Genomic DNA, 20,492 nt, shown 5'->3' with positions numbered 1-20,492 from the left:
CCACCCGAACATCACCATGACATCTGTCCTAGAAACCAGCGATCTCTCCAAGACCTTCACCCTGCACGCGCGAGGCGGCATCGCGCTGCCTGTTTTTTCCGGCATCAGCCTGAGCGTCGCCTCCGGTGAGTGCCTGGCCTTGACCGGCCATTCCGGCAGCGGAAAAAGTTCCTTGCTGCGTTGCCTGTACGGCAATTACAGCGCCAGCAGCGGGGAGGTGCGCATCCGCCACCAGGCGCAGTGGATCAGCCTGTCCGCGGCACCACCGCGGGAGGTGCTGGATGTGCGCCGCCGCACGCTCGGTTATGTGTCGCAATTCCTGCGCGTGATTCCACGGGTCTCGACGCTGGACATCGTGGCCGAGCCGCTGCGGCGCCTCGGCGTGGCCGCAGACGAGGCGCGCGACCAGGCCGCACAGTGGCTGGCGCGCCTGAACCTGCACGAGCGTCTGTGGCACCTGCCGCCCGCGACCTTTTCCGGCGGTGAGCAGCAGCGTGTGAACATCGCGCATGGCCTGATCGCCAATCACCCCGTGCTGCTGCTCGACGAACCAACCGCCTCGCTGGACGCCGACAACCGCCGCGTCGTGGTGGAGTTGATTCATGCGGCGCGTGCGCGTGGGGCCGCCGTGGTCGGAATCTTTCATGACGACGAAGTGCGCGAAGCGGTGGCCAGCCGCTGCCTGGATGTTGAAAACTATCGAAAATCAAACTGAACCGGAAGATCTCCATGAAGCAGAAAATCATCAAAAACGCAAGAATTGTCACGGCTGACGAAGAGTTCACCGGCTGTCTGGTGGTCGAAGCTGGCCTCATCCGATCCGTCGAGCGCGGTGACACCTCGGTGACCGGGGCGGAAGACTGGGCCGGCGACTGGTTGCTGCCCGGCCTGGTCGAGTTGCACACCGACAACCTCGAAAAACACCTGGTGCCGCGTCCGGGCGTGTTGTGGAACGCCCACTCCGCCACGGTCATGCATGACGCGCTGTGCGCGGCCGCTGGCATCATGACAGTGCTCGATTCCGTGGTGATCGGGGACATGGACCAGGGCGGTACACGCAGCCAGACCCAGCATGTGTCGATCGAGGCCTTGCACGAGTGCCGCGCCGAAGGCCTGCTGCGGGTCGAGCACCTGCTGCACCTGCGCTGCGAGGTCTCGGCTCCCGACATCGTGGAAGTGTTCGAACACTATGCCGACGACTCGCTGCTCGAACTGGTCAGCGTGATGGACCACACGCCGGGCCAGCGTCAGTGGCGCGACCTCGGCAAGTACCGGCGTTATGCCGAGCGTTACGGCAGCTTCAATGACGCGGAATATGAGACCCTGGTGCAGGAACGCCGGGCACATCAGGAGCGTTTTGCCATTCCCAACCGGGCGGCTGTCATTGCCGGCAGCCGCGCCCGGGACCTGCCGGTGGCGAGCCACGATGACACGGAAGTGGCGCATGTCGAGCAGGCCAGCAAGGAAGGCATCGCCATCTCGGAATTTCCGACCACTGTGGCGGCCGCCCGGGCGGCCCGCGCGGCGGGCATGGGCATCGTCATGGGCGGCCCCAACCTGGTCAAGGGCGGCTCGCATTCGGGCAATGTGTCGGCGGCGGAACTGGCGCAGCTCGACCTGCTCGATATTTTTTCGTCGGACTATGTGCCCGCCAGCCTGCTGCAGTCAGCCTTTCTGCTGCGTGATACGGCCGGCTGGAGCCTGCCCAAGGCCGTCAACACCGTCACACGCAACCCGGCCCGCGCCATCGGCCTGACAGACCGCGGAGAACTGGCCCCCGGCCTGCGCGCGGACCTGATCCGGGTCCGCATGAGCGGTGACATGCCCATTGTGCGGGCGGCCTGGCACCAGGGCGTGCGCGCGTTTTGAGTCTGCCGGCGGGAACGCGGCACCGCGTGCCCGCCGGCTTGCTCAGGGACCGCGCGCCGGCTCTTTCACCGGCTCGCGCATCGTGACAAACTCCTCCGCCGCCGTCGGGTGGATGCCGATGGTGCTGTCGAAAACGGCCTTGGTGGCTCCGGCCTTCATGGCCACGGCAAAACCCTGAACCACTTCACCCGCGTCGGCGCCCACCATGTGCAGTCCGACCACACGGTCGGAGGCGTCGTCCACCACCAGCTTCATCAGCGTGCGTTCTGTGCTGCCGCTCAGCGTGTGCTTGAGCGCCTTGAACTCGCTGCGGTAGATGCTGACCTTGCCGAATTCCTTGCGCGCATCGGCTTCCGAATAACCCACGGTGCCAATGTTCGGATGGGTGAACACCGCGGTCGGGATGAAGTCGTAACTCATGTGGCGCGGCTTTTTGCCGGCTGCGGCGCCGAACAGGTGGTCAACCACCACCATGGCCTCGCCCAGTGCCACCGGCGTCAGCTGGATGCGTGCGGTCACGTCGCCCAGCGCGTAGATGGACGGCACCGCCGTCTGGTAGTGCGCGTTGACCTCAATCGCCCCCTGGTGGTTGAGCGGGACGCCCGCGTTTTCCAGGCCCAGGCCGGCCACGTTCGGCAGGCGGCCCGTCGCGTACAGCACCGCGTCCACCGTGGTGCTGCTGCCGTCCTGCAGTTGCACATGCAGCCCGTCCGCCGCCCGGCTGATGGCCGCCACGTCGGCGTGCAGCCGCAAGTCCACGCCGGTCTTGACAATTTCCGCGGCCACGAAGGAACGCACTTCCGCGTCGAAGCCGCGCAGCACCTGGGCGCCGCGGTACAGCTGGGTGACTTTCGCCCCCAGGCCGTTGAAGATGGAGGAAAATTCGCAGGCGATGTAGCCACCGCCCACCACCAGCAGGCGCGTGGGAAAAGGAGCGATGTCGAAAATCTGGTCCGAGGTGATGACGAGCTCGCGGCCTTTCACCTCCGGCAGGCTGGGCCGGCCGCCGGTGGCGACCAGGATGTGTTTCGCACTGTAGCGACGGCCCTCCACTTCCACCGTGTGGGCGTCGGCCAGTGTGGCCCAGCCCTCGATGATCTGGACGCCCGAGCCCTGCAGCAGCTGGATGTAGACGCCGTTCAGGCGCGAGATTTCCAGCGCCCGGTTGGTCTTGAGCCGCTCCCAGTCGAACACTGGCGCCTCGCCGGTCCAGCCAAAGCCGCGCGATTCTTCAAAGGCTTCGGCATAGTGTGCCGCGTAGCTGTACAACTTTTTCGGAATGCAACCGACGTTGACGCAGGTGCCGCCCATGGCCGCCACCTCGGCCAGCGCCACGCGTGCACCGCGCTGCGCGGCCATGCGTGCAGCGCGCACGCCGCCGCTGCCACCGCCTATGACGAACAGGTCAAAGTCGAAATTTTTCATGGGTTGCCATCATTGGAAAGAGTTGGCGCCGACCTTACCACCGGTCCGTCGCCCATGCCCGGCGGGGGTCATCGTTCCCGATGCGGCTGAGGCGGGGCAGCGTGATTGAGCTGCAACAGTTCGGCCTTGATCCATTCAATGAAAATCCGCGTGCGCGCCGGCAGAAGGCGCGAGTGGGGATAAACCACGCTGACCGGACGCAGCGGCGGCTCAAAACTGTCGAGCACCACGGTGAGCCTTTTCTGCTGCACGTAGGGGGCGACCTGGTACGAGATGAACATGCCAAAACCCATCCCTGCAACGCAGGCCTCGACCGCAGGCGCAGCGTTGTTGAATTCGAGATTGCCAGTGACAGGTACCGTGAAGGTTTTCCCCTTTTCGTGAAAAGTCCACCACGGGCCCGTCGGCGCGGTAAACCGAACGCAATTGGCAGACCGCAGGTCGCGCGGATGTCCCGGCACACCGTGTTTGCGCAGGTAGTCCGGGCTGGCGACCACCAGGCGGCGTATCCCGAAGACTTTCTGCGCTACCAGTGAAGAGTCTTCCAGCTCGCCGATGCGGATGCCCACGTCGATTCCCTCTTCCAGGAGATTGAGCACCCGGTCGTGGAGCATCACCCGGCAACCCACCTCGCTGTAGCGTTGCACAAATCGGGTGACCGCAGGCGCCACATACATCTGTCCAAACAACACCGGCGCGGTGATGACGAGCTGGCCGCGTGGCTCCCCCATCTGGGGGCTTACCGATGCCTCGGCCTCCTGCACCGTTGCGAGTACCTGCTCACAAAAAATCAGGTAGCGGCGCCCCTCGTCTGTGAGCGCGATGCGCCGGGTCGTGCGGTTGAAAAGCCGCACACCCAGGTGGCTCTCGAGACTGGCGAGGGTGCGCACCATGGCGGGTAAAGACGATTCCATGACCCGCGCCGCGGCGGTCAGGCTGCCTTCTTCCGCGATGTGGATAAATGCCTGCATGGCCTTGAATTTGTCCATGGGCTCATGCTAAATGAATTACTCCGAATTTTGGATGAGTTAAATCCAATTTTGAGTATTTATTCATGTTATCGGATCAAACAAAATACCTTCACCTGAACTCATTTTCGAAGGAATATGCATGAGCACACACCACACGGTCGCCCCCGCGCAGCCCATCAAACTCCACCGCGTCGTCATTTCCGGGCACTCTCACCGGGTCGAACTTTTCCTGTCCCTGCTCAAGCTGCCTTTTGAGTTGATCGAGATCGACCTGATGGCCAAAGGGCATAAAGCGCCGGCGTTTCTGGCCATGAATACGTTTGGTCAGGTGCCGGTGATTCAGGACGGAGAGGTCACCCTGGCGGACTCCAATGCCATCCTCGTGTACCTTGCAGGTCGGTATGCCGCTGGGGCTGATCATCAGTGGTTGCCGCGCGAGCCACTGGCCGCCGCCAACGTTCAGCGCTGGTTGTCGGTCGCCGCAGGACAACTCGCTTTCGGCCCGGCCGCAGCGCGCGTCAACCAGTTGTTCAAACGGCCGGAAAATGCCGAGGCCGTGGCAAGTGCCCATGCCCTGTTCGAAGTGATGGAGCAGGAGTTGGCCCGCGCCCCCTTTCTGGTCGGCAGCGCGCCGACGCTGGCCGACATCGCCAACTACAGCTATGTGGCGCATGCGCCTGAAGGCAAGGTGTCGCTGGATCCCTATCCGGCGCTGCGCGCCTGGCTGGCCCGTATTGAGGCCTTGCCGGGTTTTGTGCCGATGGTGAGGACCCCTGTTGGGCTGGCAGCATGAAACGAAGGATTGTTTCCGGGGTGAATACCGCAGGGGGGATTTCATGACCCCGCCCGTGTTTCACGAAGGCGAACGTGCAGTGCAGGCGCGCGTGGGCGTGCAGGAGCGCCTGACTCAGATCGGCCCGCAGGTGATCCGCAACTTCATGCCGGATCAGCATCGGGATTTTTTTGAACAGCTGCCATGGGTCATTGTCGGTACCCTGGACACCGACGCCCAGCCCTGGGCCTCGGTGCTGGTGCAAGCACCGGGATTTATCCGTTCCCCGGATCCGCAGCATCTGGTTCTCCAGGCGCAGCCGCTGGCGGGTGATCCGCTGGCAGCCAACCTGGCAGAAGGCGCCCCCATCGGCCTGCTCGGCATCACGCCGCACACGCGCCGGCGCAATCGCATGAACGGCGTGTTGCACGGGGTGGGTGCTGCGGGTTTCACGGTGGAGGTCAGCCAGAGTTTCGGCAACTGTCCCAAATACATCCAGGCGCGCGAGCCAGTGCATCCGGGCGACCGAAGCAGTGCCGCGCCAGTGGTGCACGAGCTGTTGAAACTCAACGCTGCGGCGCGCCGGATCATCGCCGGTGCCGACACGTTTTTTATCGCCACGGCCTACGCCGGCGACAGCGTGCAGGCGGGCCGCGCCGGAGGCGTGGACGTGTCTCACCGCGGCGGCAAGCCCGGCTTTGTACGGCTGGACGGGGACGACGTGCTGACGGTGCCGGACTTCGCCGGCAACCATTTCTTCAACACGCTGGGCAACCTGGTGGTGAATCCGCGCGCCGGGCTGCTGTTCATGGATTTCGCCAGGGGCGACCTGCTTTACCTGGCGGTCACGGCCGACATCATCTGGGACGGTCCGGAACTGCAATGCTTTGCCGGCGCGCAGCGCCTGATGCGTTTCAGCGTGCAATCGATGCGCCTGGTAGAGTCCTCTTTGCCCCTGCGCTGGGGCAAGGCGATCCTGTCGCCGGCGCTCGAAGGTACCGGCGCCTGGGCCTAGGAGCCTGTTCCGGCCTCCATGGTCATTCGCCTCAGCCGATGGCTTCCTGTGCGAGTTCGCGCTCCAGCCAGGCACGGAATTTTTGCACCGCCGGCCGTTCCCCGCCATGAGTCGACGTGACGATGTGGTAGCCCAAACCCGCCACCGTCTGGCCGGGCAGGACCACATTCAATTGGCCACTGCCCAGCAGTGGCAGCACCAGCGGTGTGCGACCGATGGCGACCCCGGCGCCCTGCACGGCGGCGGCCAGCACGTGCTCGTACTGCGAAAAATACAGGCAAGGCTGCCGGGCCGACGGCGGCAGGCCCAGGCGCTCGTACCAGGCCGTCCAGGACATCCACGAAAAGCGCATGGCCGGGTCGTGGTACACCAGCAGCGGCGTGTGCAGGATGTCGGTGGCCGAGCGGATGCGCGCCGCCACGGCGGGCGCCGCGACCAGCAGCGCTTGTTCCTGCAGCAAGGGCGGCGGGCCTTCGCCGGCGGGCAAGACAGGCTTGAGCCGCACGGCCAGGTCCATGCCTTCGCGCTCCAGGTTCACCCGGGCTTCCGAGGCATCGACCCGCACGTCAATGGCGGGTTCGAGGCGCTGGAATTTCGCGAGTTTGGGCGCCAGCCACAGCGCGGCGAATGAGGGCGTGGTGGTGACCGCTACCGACGCCCGGTCGACCGCCAGCAGGCGGTCCACGGCCGAGGTCAGTTGCGCCAGCGCAGCGCGGGCCGCCTCATAAAGCTCACGGCCCTGCGGCGTCAGGCTCAACCCCTTGCCGCCGCGCAGAAAGAGCGCTGTGCCGAGCGCGTCTTCCAGGGTTTTGATCTGCTTGCTGACCGCCGACTGCGTGATGCACAACTCCTCGGCCGCTGCCGTGAAGCTCAGGTGCCGCGCCGCCGATTCAAAGCCGCGTATCGCGTCCAGTGACATGGCGCGCAGGGCATGGGAAGAAGAAGGACTCAGCATGGCATGAATGGCAGGAATACCCCGGATGACAAACCATCCGGCCGCGCGGGCCGGGACGAGGGAAGAATCAAACCACACTTTTCAAGGAGACTGCCATGTGTGTTGCCCAACCCCCGTTGACGCTCGGGTCCATCCCGAAACCCCTGCGCCTGCGCCGCGGCCAGATCCTGACCTGCACCGGGGGCTGCCTCTGGATCACCAGTGATGCGCTGGCCGGGCGCCGGGACAGCGACGTCGTGCTCGAAAGCCGTCAGTCCTTTGTCACGCCGCAAGCGGCGATCTACTTTGTGGGTGCCCCGCGTGGCTGGGGCGTCCTGTCATTTTCGTCCCTCTCTACCCCTGCCCCACACCCGATGGAAACAACATGCTGATAGAAACCGAACGCCATGGCCACCATGTGGTGCTCACCCTCAACCGCCCCGAGAAGCTCAATGCGCTGAGTTATGAACTGATAGACGAACTCATGGACAGGCTCAACGCCCTGGAGCGCGACGACAGCGTGCGCTGCCTGGTGGTGACCGGGCAGGGCGGCAAGGCCTTCAGTGCGGGCGCTGATATTGCGGGTTTCGCCCCCGACGTCGCGGCATCGCCCGAGACGGCCTGGCGCAATTTCGTCATGCGCGGCCAGGCGATGACGCGCCGCATCGAAAATTACCCCAAGCCCGTCATCGCGGCCGTCAACGGCATCGCCTTCGGCGGCGGTTGCGAAATGATGGAGGCCTGCAGCCTGGCAATCGCGGCTGAACATGCGCGCTTTGCCAAACCTGAAATCCGGCTCGGCTTTCCTCCCCCTTTCGGTGGCACGCAGCGCCTGCCCCGCCACATCGGCCGCAAACGCGCCAACGAGATGATCCTGACCGGCGACGCCATCAGCGCCGAGGAAGCCCTGTTGCTCGGCCTCGTCAACCATGTGGTGCCGGCCCATGAGCTGCTGACGGCTTGTCTGCGGATGGCCGATCGCATTGCCGAAAACTCCGCCGTGGCCGTGACGGCCTCGCTGCGCGCCGTGACGAGGGGGCTCAATGTGTCCATCGACGAGGGCCTGGCCATCGAAGCGGCGCAGTTCATGATTGCGGTGGCTTCGCCGGATGCGCGCGAGGGAACTGACGCATTCGTGGAAAAGCGCCGGCCCGTGTTCTGTCACCGCTGAAGTGATGCAGGCGCACAGCCTGTGGCCGATGCTGATGGGCCCGGCCTTGTCCTTATCTTGAGGCGGCGGCTTGGGGGCGGCCATAGTGGCGTGTCAGCTCGATGCTGCTCACACACACGGCCAGCCAGGCCGTGCCGGAAGCAAATCCGGCGAGTACGTCAGTGGCGAAATGGACCTGGAGAAAAACCCGGCTGCAGCCGACCGAAAACGCCAGGGCGGCGGCCAGCAGCACCAGCGGCAGGCTGGCGAGACGCGTCATGGCTGGCGACAGGCTGCGAATCAGCACATAAGCCAGCATGCCGTAGACGACCACCGACCCGGAGCTGTGCCCACTCGGGAAACTCCAGCCGCTGGCGTGCGTCAGGGCACTGTCGTGCACCGGCCGGGTTCGTTCAAACAGTGCCTTGAGGGTGGTGTTGAGCAGAGCGTTGCCGCTGACGGCCAGCACCCAGCCCAGGGCCAGCCAGCGACGACCGCGCAGCAGCAGCACCGTTGCCACCCCCCCACCCCAGGTCGCCAGGATGGCGGTGTCGCCGAGCCGCGTGATCCACGCGAAAACCTGCAGGGCCCAACTGGCAGTGCTGCCGCGAAGCGCGTCCGAAAACAGCTGGTCGAGCTGGCCGGCGCGGGGTCCGTCACCGAGGACTTCGGCAATTTCGGCAAAAACGGCCGCTGCCGCCACCAGCACGGCAAAGCCCGCTGCCAGCCGGATCAGAAGAAAGGCGCCGGCGGGGAGTGTGCTGGTCTTGTCAGGCACCGCGTAACGCTGCACCAGCCACCACAGCAGGGCAGTGACCGGCAGCAGCAAGGTCAGCAGCGCCAGGAAAAGCGTCAGGCCCTGCTGGCCCAAGGCCTGGACCAGGGCGGCGGAAGTATCAGTTGAGGGCATGGCGGGCGGGAAGGGGGTGGCGGGCAAACAAGAAAGGCATTCCGGCAAGCTTACGCCGTGTCGGGCCTCCGGGGACGGGAAGCTGCGCCGGTCCTGGCGAGCGCCTGCATGCTATAAATACAGTAGCTGGTGGCGCTTGCTACATAAGGGCTGATGCCTGTTTTGACTGATATTTGGAGCGCTCGCGGCGGGGGGCTACCTGTACCGGCCGGGGGCTCTCCAGGTGCGCCAGCGGGTCGGAAAAGCCCCAGCGCCGATAATCAGGGGATGACTTCTTCCCCTTCCACTTCCGGCGCAGCAAGCACTGACTTCAGCACGCTGCCACTCAATCCTGCAATGCAGGCCAATCTGAAAACCCTGGGTTACCTGGCCATGACACCGATCCAGGCGGCCAGCCTGCCGCTGGCGCTGGCCGGCAAGGACCTGATTGCGCAGGCCAAAACCGGCAGCGGCAAGACCGCCGCCTTCGCGATCCCCCTTCTGGCCAACCTCAATGCACGGCGTTTTGCGGTGCAGGCCATGGTGCTGTGCCCGACGCGCGAACTCGCTGACCAGGTCGCCACCGAAATCCGCCGCCTGGCGCGCGCCGAGGAAAACGTGAAGGTGGTGGTGCTCTGCGGCGGCGTGCCGTTGCGCAACCAGACCGCGAGCCTGGAAAACGGCGCGCACATCGTCGTCGGCACGCCGGGCCGCATCATGGACCACCTGGCGCGCGGCAACCTGACGCTGGAAGCCATGAACACGCTGGTGCTCGACGAAGCCGACCGCATGCTGGACATGGGCTTTTTCGAGGACATCGTGACGGTTGCCAAACAGTGCCCGAAAGAGCGCCAGACCCTGCTGTTCTCGGCCACCTACCCGGAAGGCATTGCGAAAATCAGCCAGCAGTTCATGAAGACGCCGCAAACCATCACGGTCCAGGCGCAGCATGAAAAAACCAAGATCCAGCAGCGCTGGTACCAGGTGCCCGACAGCGACCACGACGAAGCCCGGCTCGGCGCTGTGGCGCAGGTGCTGCGCCATTTCCGGCCGGCCAGCACGCTGGCGTTCTGCAACACCAAGTCGCAGTGCCGCGCGCTCGTGGCTTATCTGAAGGACCAGGGCTTCAGCGCGCTGGCGCTGTTTGGTGAGCTCGAGCAGCGCGAACGTGACCAGGTGTTGGTGCAGTTTTCCAACCGCAGCTGCTCCGTGCTGGTGGCCACCGACGTGGCGGCGCGCGGGCTGGACATCACGCAGCTCGAAATGGTCATCAACGTTGACGTGACGCCGGATGCCGAAGTGCACATTCACCGCATCGGCCGCACCGGCCGCGCCGACGAAGAGGGCTGGGCCATCAGCCTGGCCAGCATGGACGAGATGGGTTACGTCGGAAAAATTGAAGTGCTGCAGAAGGCCGAGTCCGAGTGGCACAAGCTCAGCGAACTGCTGCCTGCCAGCAATGAGCCGCTGCTGCCGCCCATGGTGACCTTGCAGATCGTCGGTGGCCGCAAGGAAAAAATCCGTGCCGGCGACGTGCTGGGCGCGCTGACCGGCGAGGCCGGCCATGTGCCGCCCTTCACGCGCGAGCAGGTCGGCAAGATCAACGTCAATGAGTTCTCCACCTATGTCGCGGTAGACCGCGCGATTGCCAGCCAGGCGCAGCAAAAGCTGGCCAATGGGGGCGTCAAGGGCAAAAGTGTCAAGGTGCGGTTCATGGACGAGGCCTGAGTGGCAGTCCTGTGAGCGAGTCCCGACCCGGTCTGGCGGTGGTGGTGGGCGCCAGCGGGGCCTTGGGCGCGGCCCTGCAGGTGCAACTGCAGCAGGAGGGGCACTACGGCCGCGTGCTGGGCCTGGGTCGCGCCAGCGAGATCCGCATCGACTATGCGGAGGAGGCCAGCATCGCCGCTGCGGCGCAGGCTGTGGCCAGGATCTGTGCCGAGTCGGGGCTGGCGCTGCGCCTGCTGTTGGTCGCGACCGGTTTTCTGCATGGCCCGCAAGGCCAGCCCGAACGCGGCTGGCGCCACCTCGATGCCGGCTACCTGCAGCAGGTCTTCCTGGTCAACACCCTGGGCCCGGCGCTGTTGGTCAAACATTTCTTTCCGCTGCTGCCCCGGCAGGGACGCTGCGTGGCCGGCTTTGTCTCCGCCAAGGTCGGCAGCATAGGCGACAACGCGCTGGGTGGCTGGTATGGCTACCGGGCTTCGAAGGCGGCGCTCAACCAGCTGGTCAAGACTGCGGCCATCGAGCTGACGCGCAGCAACAGGGACAGTATTTGCGTGGCGCTGCACCCGGGTACGGTGGACTCGCCACTGAGCCAGCCCTTTGTCAAAACCGGGCTCACGGTGCGCCCGCCGCAGGAAGCTGCCAGTGATCTGCTGGCTGTACTTGCTGGTCTGGCCCCAACCCATACCGGGGCCCTGCTGGACTACCGCGGACAGCTTCTGCCCTTTTGAGTTTTTAAGTCAAAAAGGCCGCTAGCCCCCATCGGTATTGCGCAGGCAGCTATAAAAACAGAAGCAAATCGGGTTTCACCCGAGCGCCGGCCGAGCGTCCGTTGCGGGCCCCGCGTGTGTCTGTAGGTGGCCGCACCTGGTGCGCGTCAGCCCTTGCGCCGTTCGAAGATGCGCCTACATCGCCAGCATCATGGCTGTTCGGCCCCTTGCAGTCCGCTGCCGGCTTTTGCGCGCCACAATCGATGTAACGCGGCGATGTCAGCGGTCTTCCGTAGTCACGCCCCCGCCATTTCTCTGCGAACGCAGCCTGCGTATAGCAGGCGGGGCTGCCGCATCACTTCAGGAAGACACTGTATGGTCAGGCTTAAATTTTCGATTGAACTGGGTTACCAGGTCGCCGATGCGGGCTGCGATTTCCTCTTCAACATCCAGGCGGCCCACACGCGCGAACAGGCGGTGGTCAGCGAAACCCTGGGTATCAGCCAGGTGTTGCAGCCCGAGTTTTATACCGATGCGGTCAGCCGCAATCGCTACCTCAAGTTCAGGGCTCTGCCCGGTCCCCTGACGGTCAGTTACGGCGCGACGGTGGACATACGCCACCATGTGGCGCAACCCGATCAGGTCGCTGAAGTCGGGGTGCTGCAGCTGCCAGGCGCGGTGTTGCCCTACCTCTACCCCAGCCGCTATTGCCAGTCCGACCGCCTGCACCGGCTGGCCGTCAAGGAGTTTGGCCAGCTGCGCCAGGGTTACAGCCGGGTCCAGGCCATCCGTGACTGGGTCAACCAGCGCGTGACCTTCATGTCCAACAGCTCCACTGGCAACACCACGGCCATCGACACGCTGATCGACGAGGCCGGTGTTTGCCGCGACTTTGCGCACCTGATGATTGCGTTGTGCCGCGCGGTCAACATTCCGGCGAGGTTTGTGAGCGGCATTGATTACGGCGCCGATCCGGCACTCGGTCCGACCGATTTTCACGCCTATGTCGAGGTCTATGTGGGCCACCGCTGGTACATGTTCGATCCCTCAGGCACCGCGATTCCGATGGGTTTTGTGCGCCTGGCCACCGGACGCGACGCGGCAGATGCCGCGTTTGCAACCATGTTCGGCGGGGTCAGCTCCTCGGCGCCGGTGATCAGCATCGAGGCCTTGCCCGATGACCAGGGCCAGTTGGTGGTGCCCCAGCATGTTGCGGAGGCGTTGTCGACCGACGCAGCAGCAGACGCACCAGCAGACAACTAGGCCATCTTGACCGGGCGGGCCTGCCGGACCCGTGCGCGGCTTACGCGTCGGGCGCCGCCACAGCGCGCCGGCGCCGCTCCAGATAGGCCTGCAACTCGCCGACCACACCCTTGCGGAAGGCCAGCACGCACATCACAAAAATCACGCCGATGATCACCGTGACCCACGAGCCCACCTTGTCGGCCAGCATGTTCTGCAGCGAGATCACGATGCCGGCGCCGAACACCGGGCCGAAGAAGGTGCCGACACCGCCGAGCAGCGTCATCAAAATCACTTCGCCCGACATCGACCAGTGCGCGTCGGACAGGGTGGCAAAACCCATGACCAGGGTCTTGAGCGATCCGGCCAGGCCGGCCAGCGCGGCCGACAGCACAAAGGCCAGCAGCTTGTAACGGTCCACCTGGTAGCCCAGCGAAATCGCGCGCGGCTCGTTCTCACGGATCATCTTGAGCACCTGGCCGAAAGGCGAACGCACAATACGTGAAATGGCCAGAAAACAGCCGACAAACACCGCGACTACCAGGTAATACAAGGCAATGTCCGATTCCAGCGAGAACAGGCCAAACAGCGCGCCGCGCGGCACGCCCTGCAGCCCGTCTTCACCCCCGGTAAAGGGTGCCTGCAGGCAGACGAAATACACCATTTGCGCAATCGCCAGCGTGATCATGGCGAAGTAGATGCCCTGGCGCCGGATGGCGACCAGGCCGACCACCAGGCCAATCAGGCCCGAGGCCACCACACCGGCCAGGAGGCCCAGCTCGGGCGTCCATCCCAGCGACTTGACGACCCAGCCAGTGGCATAGGCGGCCGAACCGAAAAATGCCGCATGGCCGAACGACAGCAGGCCGGTGAAACCCAGCAACAGGTTGAAGGCGCAGGCAAAAATGGCGAAGCACAGCAGCTTCATGACAAACACCGGGTAGAGCCCGAGCATGGGTGCCACCAGCGCCAGGATCAGCAGCGCGATGTAGGTGATTCGAATGAGTTTGGCGGCTTGGGTCATCTGCTTGTTGTCATGAGGGGAAGTGATGGCAGGGCTCATGGCTCAGGCCTCCTTGCCGAACAGGCCAGCGGGCCGGAACATCAGCACGATGACCATGATGACAAACACCACGATGTTGGACGCTTCGGGGTAGAACACCCGTGTCAGCCCTTCGACGATGCCCAGGCCGAGACCGGTCAGGATGGAGCCCATGATGGAGCCCATGCCGCCGATCACGACCACGGCAAACACCACGATGATCAGGTTGGAGCCCATCAACGGGTTGACCTGGATGATGGGCGCGGCCAGCACACCGGCCAGCGCGGCCAGCGCGGCGCCGGCGCCGTAGGTCAGCATCACCATCATGGGGACGTTGATGCCGAAGGCCTGCACCAGCGCTGCATTTTCGGTGCCGGCGCGCAGGTAGGCGCCGAGCCGGGTGCGCTCGATCAGGTACCAGGTGCCAAGGCAGACCACCAGCGACACCAGCACCACCCAGGCGCGGTAGTTCGGCAGGACCATGAAGCCCAGGTTGGTCGCGCCCGAGAGCAGTTCAGGCACGTTGTAGGACTGGCCCGACGCGCCGTAGAGCTCGCGGAACACACCCTCGAGAATCAGCGCCAGACCAAAGGTCAGCAACAGGCCGTACAGCGGGTCGAGCTTGTACAGGTGTTTGAGGAAAAGACGTTCGATGACCACGCCAAGCGCGCCCACCAGCAGCGGCGCCAGGATCAGCGCCGCCCAGTAATTGATGCCGAACTTGTCGAGCATGATCCAGGCGGCAAATGCGCCCAGCATGTAGAGTGCGCCGTGCGCAAAATTGACCACGCCCAGCAGGCCGAAGATCACCGCGAGCCCGAGGCTGAGCATGGCGTAAAACGCGCCATTGACCAGGCCCAGCAGCAGCTGGCCCAGAAAGGCTTGATGGGGAATACCGAAAATTTCCATGGAGACCCGTCAGTTCACGCTGTGAGAGTACAAACAATATCAAAGAAAAAAGTGGCCGGCCGCGCTGCGACCGACCACTTTGGGGTCAGCTTACTTCTTGAGCAGGGCGCACTTGGATTCGGCGACCGTGGTGAAGGCCTGGTCGCCGGGGATCTTGGCCACGGTTTTGTAATAGTCCCATGGCGTGGTCGATTCCTTGGCCGACTTGACCTGGAACAGGTACATGTCGTGGATCATGCGGCCATCGGCGCGGATCTGGCCCTTGTGGTAGAAATCGTCGATCTTCATGCCCTTGAGCGTGGCCATGACCTTGTCGCCGTCGGTCGTGCCGGCTGTCTGCACGGCCTTCAGGTAGTTGGTGGCGGCCGAGTAATCGGCGGCCTGCAGGCTCGAAGGCATGCGCTTGTACTTGTCAAAGAAACGCTTGGCAAACTTGCGCGACGCATCGTCCTGGTTCCAGTACCAGCTGTCGGCCAGCTGCAGGCCTTCGGTATTGGCCAGGCCCAGGCTGTGCACGTCGTTGATGAACACCAGCAGGCCGGCCACTTTCATGGTCTTGTTGATGCCGAATTCCTTGGCCGCTTTCATGGCGTTGGTGAAGTCGCCGCCGGCATTGGCCAGCGCCAGCACCTGGGCCTTGGACGATTGCGCCTGCAACAGGAAGGACGAGAAGTCGGAGGCATTGAGCGGGTGGCGCACGGCGCCGGCCACGGTGCCGCCGTTGGCCTTGACCACGGTCGAGGCATCCCCTTCGAGCGAATAGCCGAACGCATAGTCAGCCGTCAGGAAGAACCAGTTCTTGGCGCCGGACTTCACCAGGGCGCCGCCGGCGACCTTGGCCAGGGCCACGGTGTCGTAGGCGTAATGCACGGTGTAAGGCGAGCAGGCTTCATTGGTCAGGCGTGCCGAGCCGGGGCCGATGGCGATGAACGGGCGCTTCTTTTCCTGGGCGACCGTGGCCATGGCCAGCGCGGTGCCCGAGTTGGTGCCGCCGATCAGCATGGACAGGTTGTCCTTGTCCATCCATTCGCGGGCCTTGGAGCTCGCCACGTCGGCCTTGTTCTGGTGGTCGGCGGTCAGCACTTCGATGGGGCGATTGAGCACCTTGCCGCCGAAGTCCTGCACGGCCCACTTGACCATTTCACCGCCGGCCGGGCCGTCGATGTCGGCGTAGAGGCTGGACATGTCGGTGATGAATCCGATCTTGACGGGGCCGGTGTTCTGCGCGGAGGCAGCGGCGGCGAAGCCGATGGCCAGTGCAGCGACGAGGGTTTTGAGTTTCATGGAGTCTCCTTGGGTTGTGGTCGAAAACGAAAAAAGGGGAAAGGGTCTGGCCTGGCTGCGGTCAGACGCCGAGGTATTCCTGCAGCATGCCCATGTTCTGGGTCAGCTCGTTCTGCGCAAACTGCTTGACGATGGTGCCGTGCTCCATGACGTAGAAGCGGTCGGCCAGCGGCGCGGCGAAGCGGAAGTTCTGCTCGACCAGCACGATGGTGTAACCCTTGGCCTTGAGCGTGAGAATCATCTCGGCGAGCTTTTGCACGATGACGGGCGCCAGGCCTTCGGAGATTTCATCGAGCAGCAGCAGGCGCGCGCCGGTGCGCAGGATACGTGCCACGGCCAGCATCTGCTGCTCGCCGCCCGACAGGCGCGTGCCGGGGCTGGATGCGCGCTCTTTCAGGTTGGGAAACATGGCGTAGATTTCGTCAATACTCATCCCGCCCGGTGCCAGTGTGGGCGGCAGCATCAGGTTTTCCTCGGCCGTCAGGCTGGCGAAGATGCCGCGTTCTTCAGGGCAGTAACCCACCCCCATGTGTGCCACCTTGTGCGGCGCCAGTTTGATGGTTTCTTCACCGTTGATGCGGATCGAGCCCTTGCGCGAGCCGGTCAGGCCGACAATGGCGCGCATGGTCGTGGTGCGACCGGCGCCGTTGCGGCCCAGCAGCGTCACCACCTCGCCTTCGTGCACCGTCAGGTTGACGCCATGCAGGATGTGTGACTCGCCATACCAGGCGTGCAGGTTCTCGATTTTCAGGAGTTCTTTGGTCATGCGAAGCTCCCGAGAATGGTGAGGGAGCCCTCTTTGCCAGCAGGGGCCGCGGAACCGGCTCCGCCGGCCTGCAGGCGCAGCGCCCCCTCGGGGGTCAGCGTATTACACGCAGTGAAAAGCGTGGGGGTCAACATCTAGTGCGCTCCCTGCAGTTCGGTGTTGGTCGTGCCCATGTAGGCCTCGATCACCAGCGGGTTTTTGGACACTTCGGCGTACGGCCCGTCGGCAATGATGGCGCCGCGCTGCAGCACCGTGATGCGGTCGGCAATCGACGACACCACGTTCATGTTGTGTTCCACCATCAGGATGGTGCGCCCGGCAGAAACCTTCTTGATCAGCTGGGTCACGCGGTCCACGTCTTCGTGGCCCATGCCCTGTGTCGGTTCGTCGAGCAGCATCAGCTCGGGTTCGAGCGCCAGGGTGGTGGCCAGTTCCAGTGCCCGTTTTCGGCCGTAGGGCAGGTTGACGGTCAGCTCGTCGGCGAAGTCCTGCAGGTCCACCTCGGCCAGCAGCTGGCGGGCGCGTTCATGCAGGGGAAACAGCGTGCTCTCGGCTTTCCAGAAATGAAACGAGGTGCCCAGGTTGCGCTGCAGCGCCGCGCGCACATTTTCCAGCACGGTCATGTGCGGAAACACCGCCGAAATCTGGAAGGAACGGACAATGCCGCGCCTTGCCGTCTGCGCCGGCTTTTCGGTCGTGATGTCGTTGCCGTTGAACAGGATGGTGCCGGTGGTCGGGTGCAGAAATTTGGTCAGCAGGTTGAAGAAAGTGGTTTTGCCCGCGCCGTTGGGCCCGATCAACGCGTGGATATGGCCGCGCTGGACTTTCAGGTCCACCTGGTTGACGGCCACGAATCCCTTGAATTCCTTGGTCAACCCACGCGTTTCAAGAATGAACTCCGCTGACAAATTGCTCTCCGGCTACAGACATTGAAATGGCGGGCGCACGGGCCCGTCACAGAGAACTGCATGCTAACGAGTCGCGTTGTGGCGCGTGAGCGGGTTAGGACTTAGGTAGTTTTACGTGCCGGGCTACCGGAGGAAAAACACGCAGGGCAAGCCGCCTCAAGCATGGGGCGGGCCGGCGGCTGCGTCAGGGTTTTGTCAGAATAGGCGGCCGCCCGCGCTGGCCGGTTTTCTGCAGAACGGGTGTCGGCCTTTTAGCGTGCGTGGGTCACGCCGCCATCGACCACCAGCGTGGAGCCGACCACGTAGTCGCCAGCGCGCGAGGCCAGGTAGATGGCGGCGCCGGCCATGTCGGCGTCCTGCCCGACACGGCCGGCCGGGATGCGCGCGGCGACCGCCTCGCCATGGTCACGGGCGTCCTTGTTCATGTCCGAGGCGAAGGCGCCGGGGGCGATCGCGCTGACCACGATGTTGTCCTGGATCAGGCGCAAGGCCATGCGCCGGGTCAGCTGGATCAGGCCGGCCTTGCTCGCCGCATAGGAGTAGGTTTCCATGGGGTTGACGGAAATGCCGTCGATGGAGGCAATGTTGATGACCTTGGCCGGGCGCTGCTCACCGGACTTGCGCAGGGCCGTGATCAGTGCCTGCGTCAGGAAGAAGGGCGTCTTGAGGTTCAGGTCCATCACCTTGTCCCAGCCGCTTTCGGGAAACTCGTCAAACGGGGCGCCCCAGGCGGCGCCGGCGTTGTTGACCAGGATGTCGAGCTGCGGTTCGAGCGCACCGTAAGCCGCGGCCAGGCCCCTGGCCCCCTCGACCGTCGAAACATCGGCGGGCAGCGACACGCAGTGTCCCAGGCTGGCCAGTTCCCTGGCGGTCTGGTCGCAGGCCGCGGCCTTGCGCGCCGAGATGTAGACCCGCGCGCCCTGCGCCAGGAAGCCGGCGGCAATCATGCGGCCGATGCCGCGCGACCCGCCGGTGATCAGCGCCGTGCGGCCCTGGAGGGAAAAAAGATCGTTCATGGCAGGCTCCTGGCTGGGGTGGTGAGGTGAAGGCTTGCCAGGCAGCTTATCGCCCCTGGGGCGGCGAAGGCGTCGCCTGCGTGTCTGCGCTGCACGGCCCGGGGCGGCAGACGCCTGATTCTTATGGCAAAAAACGACTCCAGCCCTTGATGTACAAGCGCAGACAGCTATCAAAAAAGGAGTGTGTGAGATCCCGCGGCGGGATCGTCCGTCCGTGCCAGACCAGCCACGCAGGGGAGTCCGGGTACCCAGCAGGGGCTTTCCGCCAGGCGGGAGCCGGGCGGGGGTAAGGTGGAGGACTCAGCCATCTGCCAAGGAGACCTCATGCGTGTCGACATTTACCGCCGGGCCGAAGCCAATCGCCAGTTTTCCTACCTCGCCGTGCCCGAAGGGCGGCTGATTCCCGAGGAGGCCACGAACAGTGATTGGGAGACCGAAGCCAGGGCGGTGGAAATGGGTGCCAGCGCCGAGAGGATCAGCCAGTACGCGATTCCGCGCCCCGAGCAGCAAATTGCCGAAAAAGGATATGCGATCACCAGCGTCAACGGCGCCGGTCACTGAAAAACCTAGTCTCCTCGCGCTGCGGCGGCCCGGAGTTTGTCTTTCTTGCTGGGGCGTTTGCCCTTGATGCCGCCCGTCGCAGGCGGGCTGCCGGCCTCGTCAGTCGATACCTGCACCTGCAGCGGTTCAAAGCCTTCGATCTGCTCGAGCGGCAGGCTCAGCTGCTGGCGTTTTTCGATCAGGCGCCAGTGCGCCAGTGTGTCGGCGCTGACAAAACTCAGGGCGCCGCCGCTTTCCCCGGCGCGGCCGGTGCGGCCAATACGGTGAATGTATTCCACCGCCGAACGCGGCAGGTCGTAGTTCACCACCACCGGCAGCTGCTCAATGTCCAGGCCGCGGGCCGCGACATCGGTGGCGATCACCACCTTGAGCCGCGAGGCCTTGAAGTCGGCCAGCACCTGCGTGCGTTTGCCCTGGCTCAGCTCGCCGTGAAAGGGTTCGGCGTTGATCCGCACCTTGCGCAGCTTGTCGGCCACGATTTCGGCCGCATGTTTGGTGGCCACGAAGACCAGCACGCGGCGCCAGCCCTTGGTCTGGATCAGGTGGCGCAGCAGCTGGGTGCGCCGGCCGGCGTCCACGGCAATGGCCCGCTGCACGATGTCGGGTGCCTGCTCGGGCCCGGCCAGCACGTCGATGCGGACCGGCTCGCGCAGCAGCGTCTGCGCCAGGGCCTGCACGGCGGGCGGCAGGGTGGCCGAGAAAAACAGGTTCTGGCGCTGCGGCGCGAGCAGGGCGAGGACGCGCCGGAGTTCGTCGGCGAAACCGAGCTCGAAAAGGCGGTCGGCTTCGTCCAGCACCAGCGCCGTGACGCTGGTTAGCACCAGTGCGTTGTGGTCCACCAGGTCCAGCAGCCGGCCGGGGGTGGCGACCACGATGTCGGCCCCGCCGCGCAGGTTCATCATCTGCGGGTTGATGGACACGCCGCCAAACACAGTCGCCACCTTCAGGGCCTGCGGCAGCTGCTGCGCCAGGCTGCGGACGGTCTCGCCAACCTGCGCCGCAAGTTCGCGTGTGGGAACCAGGACCAGCGCACGTACCCTGCGCGGCTTCTCGTGCGGGCCGGTCAGCAGTTGCTGCAGCAGCGGCAGCACAAAGGCCGCCGTCTTGCCAGAACCGGTTTGCGCCGAACCCAGCACGTCCCGGCCCTGCAGGATGGCGGGGATGGCGGCGGCCTGAACCGGTGTGGGCGCCAGATAACCCTTGTTGCTGACGGCATGTATCAGGGCGGGGGACAGGCCCAGGGAAGAAAAAGGCATGAAGTAGGGCTTTGTGAGGGGGCGGCGGCAAAGGCCCAGTTTAAGCTGTTG

The 20,492-nt window shown here is 64.6% G+C and carries 21 protein-coding genes; 10 read left to right on the top strand and 11 right to left on the bottom strand.

Annotated elements, in window-relative coordinates; genetic code table 11:
• Window positions 1-16 precede the first annotated feature (16 nt).
• A complete protein-coding gene (phnL, locus tag PSV33_RS06285) occupies window positions 17-715 on the top strand; it encodes a phosphonate C-P lyase system protein PhnL (protein WP_300559921.1) in 699 nt (232 codons plus the stop codon).
• Window positions 716-729: 14 nt separating this feature from the next.
• Window positions 730-1,869 (top strand): alpha-D-ribose 1-methylphosphonate 5-triphosphate diphosphatase, encoded by a 1,140-nt coding sequence (locus PSV33_RS06280; protein WP_300559920.1) that lies wholly within the window; start codon window positions 730-732, stop codon window positions 1,867-1,869.
• 42 nt (window positions 1,870-1,911) lie between these two features.
• Here PSV33_RS06280 and gorA read toward each other — a convergent pair whose 3' ends face one another.
• Window positions 1,912-3,294, bottom strand: a complete 1,383-nt coding sequence (gorA, locus tag PSV33_RS06275) for a glutathione-disulfide reductase (protein ID WP_300559918.1) — start codon at window positions 3,292-3,294, stop codon at window positions 1,912-1,914.
• A gap of 68 nt (window positions 3,295-3,362) precedes the next feature.
• Window positions 3,363-4,283: a LysR family transcriptional regulator gene (locus PSV33_RS06270; protein ID WP_300559917.1), complete on the bottom strand. Its 921-nt coding sequence runs from the start codon at window positions 4,281-4,283 to the stop codon at window positions 3,363-3,365.
• Between the two features lie 121 nt (window positions 4,284-4,404).
• On the opposite strand from PSV33_RS06270, the gene PSV33_RS06265 reads away from it, so the two are divergent.
• Both PSV33_RS06265 and PSV33_RS06260 read left to right on the top strand, forming a co-directional pair.
• On the top strand, window positions 4,405-5,058 hold the full coding sequence (locus tag PSV33_RS06265; RefSeq protein WP_300559916.1) for a glutathione S-transferase family protein: 654 nt from the start codon (window positions 4,405-4,407) through the stop codon (window positions 5,056-5,058).
• 43 nt (window positions 5,059-5,101) lie between these two features.
• The gene (locus PSV33_RS06260; protein ID WP_300559915.1) at window positions 5,102-6,052 is read left to right on the top strand and encodes a pyridoxamine 5'-phosphate oxidase family protein; all 951 of its coding nucleotides are present in this window, start codon (window positions 5,102-5,104) and stop codon (window positions 6,050-6,052) included.
• Between the two features lie 31 nt (window positions 6,053-6,083).
• Here the strand turns inward: PSV33_RS06260 and PSV33_RS06255 are convergent, their stop codons facing one another.
• Window positions 6,084-7,007 (bottom strand): LysR substrate-binding domain-containing protein, encoded by a 924-nt coding sequence (locus tag PSV33_RS06255; protein ID WP_300559914.1) that lies wholly within the window; start codon window positions 7,005-7,007, stop codon window positions 6,084-6,086.
• 95 nt (window positions 7,008-7,102) lie between these two features.
• Between PSV33_RS06255 and PSV33_RS06250 the strand changes: the two genes are divergently transcribed.
• Window positions 7,103-7,378, top strand: coding sequence for a DUF2917 domain-containing protein (locus PSV33_RS06250; protein ID WP_300559912.1), 276 nt, complete (start codon window positions 7,103-7,105; stop codon window positions 7,376-7,378).
• Window positions 7,372-8,157, top strand: a complete 786-nt coding sequence (locus PSV33_RS06245) for a crotonase/enoyl-CoA hydratase family protein (RefSeq protein ID WP_300559911.1) — start codon at window positions 7,372-7,374, stop codon at window positions 8,155-8,157. The genes PSV33_RS06250 and PSV33_RS06245 overlap by 7 nt, the downstream gene beginning before the upstream one ends.
• 52 nt (window positions 8,158-8,209) lie before the next feature.
• Here the strand turns inward: PSV33_RS06245 and PSV33_RS06240 are convergent, their stop codons facing one another.
• Window positions 8,210-9,046 carry a phosphatase PAP2 family protein gene (locus PSV33_RS06240; protein ID WP_300559909.1) on the bottom strand — a complete coding sequence of 279 codons (837 nt, stop codon included), beginning with the start codon at window positions 9,044-9,046 and terminating at the stop codon, window positions 8,210-8,212.
• A 267-nt stretch (window positions 9,047-9,313) separates the two neighbouring features.
• On the opposite strand from PSV33_RS06240, the gene dbpA reads away from it, so the two are divergent.
• From dbpA to PSV33_RS06225, 3 genes are all read left to right on the top strand, one after another.
• On the top strand, window positions 9,314-10,753 hold the full coding sequence (gene dbpA / locus PSV33_RS06235; RefSeq protein ID WP_300559907.1) for an ATP-dependent RNA helicase DbpA: 1,440 nt from the start codon (window positions 9,314-9,316) through the stop codon (window positions 10,751-10,753).
• A gap of 11 nt (window positions 10,754-10,764) precedes the next feature.
• On the top strand, window positions 10,765-11,478 hold the full coding sequence (locus PSV33_RS06230) for an SDR family NAD(P)-dependent oxidoreductase (RefSeq protein WP_300559905.1): 714 nt from the start codon (window positions 10,765-10,767) through the stop codon (window positions 11,476-11,478).
• Between the two features lie 354 nt (window positions 11,479-11,832).
• On the top strand, window positions 11,833-12,720 hold the full coding sequence (locus tag PSV33_RS06225; protein WP_300559903.1) for a transglutaminase family protein: 888 nt from the start codon (window positions 11,833-11,835) through the stop codon (window positions 12,718-12,720).
• Window positions 12,721-12,760: 40 nt separating this feature from the next.
• Here PSV33_RS06225 and PSV33_RS06220 read toward each other — a convergent pair whose 3' ends face one another.
• The 6 genes from PSV33_RS06220 to PSV33_RS06195 form a co-directional block, all read right to left on the bottom strand.
• Window positions 12,761-13,723 (bottom strand): branched-chain amino acid ABC transporter permease, encoded by a 963-nt coding sequence (locus PSV33_RS06220; RefSeq protein WP_300560045.1) that lies wholly within the window; start codon window positions 13,721-13,723, stop codon window positions 12,761-12,763.
• A 42-nt stretch (window positions 13,724-13,765) separates the two neighbouring features.
• Complete coding sequence (locus tag PSV33_RS06215; protein WP_096699924.1) at window positions 13,766-14,650, bottom strand: branched-chain amino acid ABC transporter permease; 885 nt, start codon at window positions 14,648-14,650, stop codon at window positions 13,766-13,768.
• 90 nt (window positions 14,651-14,740) lie between these two features.
• Complete coding sequence (locus PSV33_RS06210; RefSeq protein WP_300559901.1) at window positions 14,741-15,934, bottom strand: ABC transporter substrate-binding protein; 1,194 nt, start codon at window positions 15,932-15,934, stop codon at window positions 14,741-14,743.
• A gap of 61 nt (window positions 15,935-15,995) precedes the next feature.
• Window positions 15,996-16,700 carry an ABC transporter ATP-binding protein gene (locus tag PSV33_RS06205; RefSeq protein WP_300559899.1) on the bottom strand — a complete coding sequence of 235 codons (705 nt, stop codon included), beginning with the start codon at window positions 16,698-16,700 and terminating at the stop codon, window positions 15,996-15,998.
• Window positions 16,701-16,834: 134 nt separating this feature from the next.
• Window positions 16,835-17,608 carry an ABC transporter ATP-binding protein gene (locus tag PSV33_RS06200; protein WP_300559897.1) on the bottom strand — a complete coding sequence of 258 codons (774 nt, stop codon included), beginning with the start codon at window positions 17,606-17,608 and terminating at the stop codon, window positions 16,835-16,837.
• Between the two features lie 251 nt (window positions 17,609-17,859).
• Window positions 17,860-18,624 (bottom strand): SDR family oxidoreductase, encoded by a 765-nt coding sequence (locus tag PSV33_RS06195; protein WP_300559896.1) that lies wholly within the window; start codon window positions 18,622-18,624, stop codon window positions 17,860-17,862.
• Between the two features lie 324 nt (window positions 18,625-18,948).
• On the opposite strand from PSV33_RS06195, the gene PSV33_RS06190 reads away from it, so the two are divergent.
• Window positions 18,949-19,185, top strand: coding sequence for a DUF6139 family protein (locus PSV33_RS06190; RefSeq protein WP_300559894.1), 237 nt, complete (start codon window positions 18,949-18,951; stop codon window positions 19,183-19,185).
• Window positions 19,186-19,190: 5 nt separating this feature from the next.
• On the opposite strand, the gene PSV33_RS06185 is transcribed toward PSV33_RS06190, so the two are convergent.
• Entirely contained in the window at window positions 19,191-20,441 is a 1,251-nt protein-coding gene (locus PSV33_RS06185; RefSeq protein ID WP_300559892.1) for a DEAD/DEAH box helicase, read from the bottom strand.
• Window positions 20,442-20,492 lie beyond the last annotated feature (51 nt).

Origin of the sequence: Polaromonas sp. (assembly GCF_029945895.1) — a bacterium.
In the GTDB taxonomy this organism is placed as follows: Bacteria; Pseudomonadota; Gammaproteobacteria; order Burkholderiales; family Burkholderiaceae_C; genus Polaromonas.
This window is presented reverse-complemented; position numbering and strand designations above follow the sequence as displayed.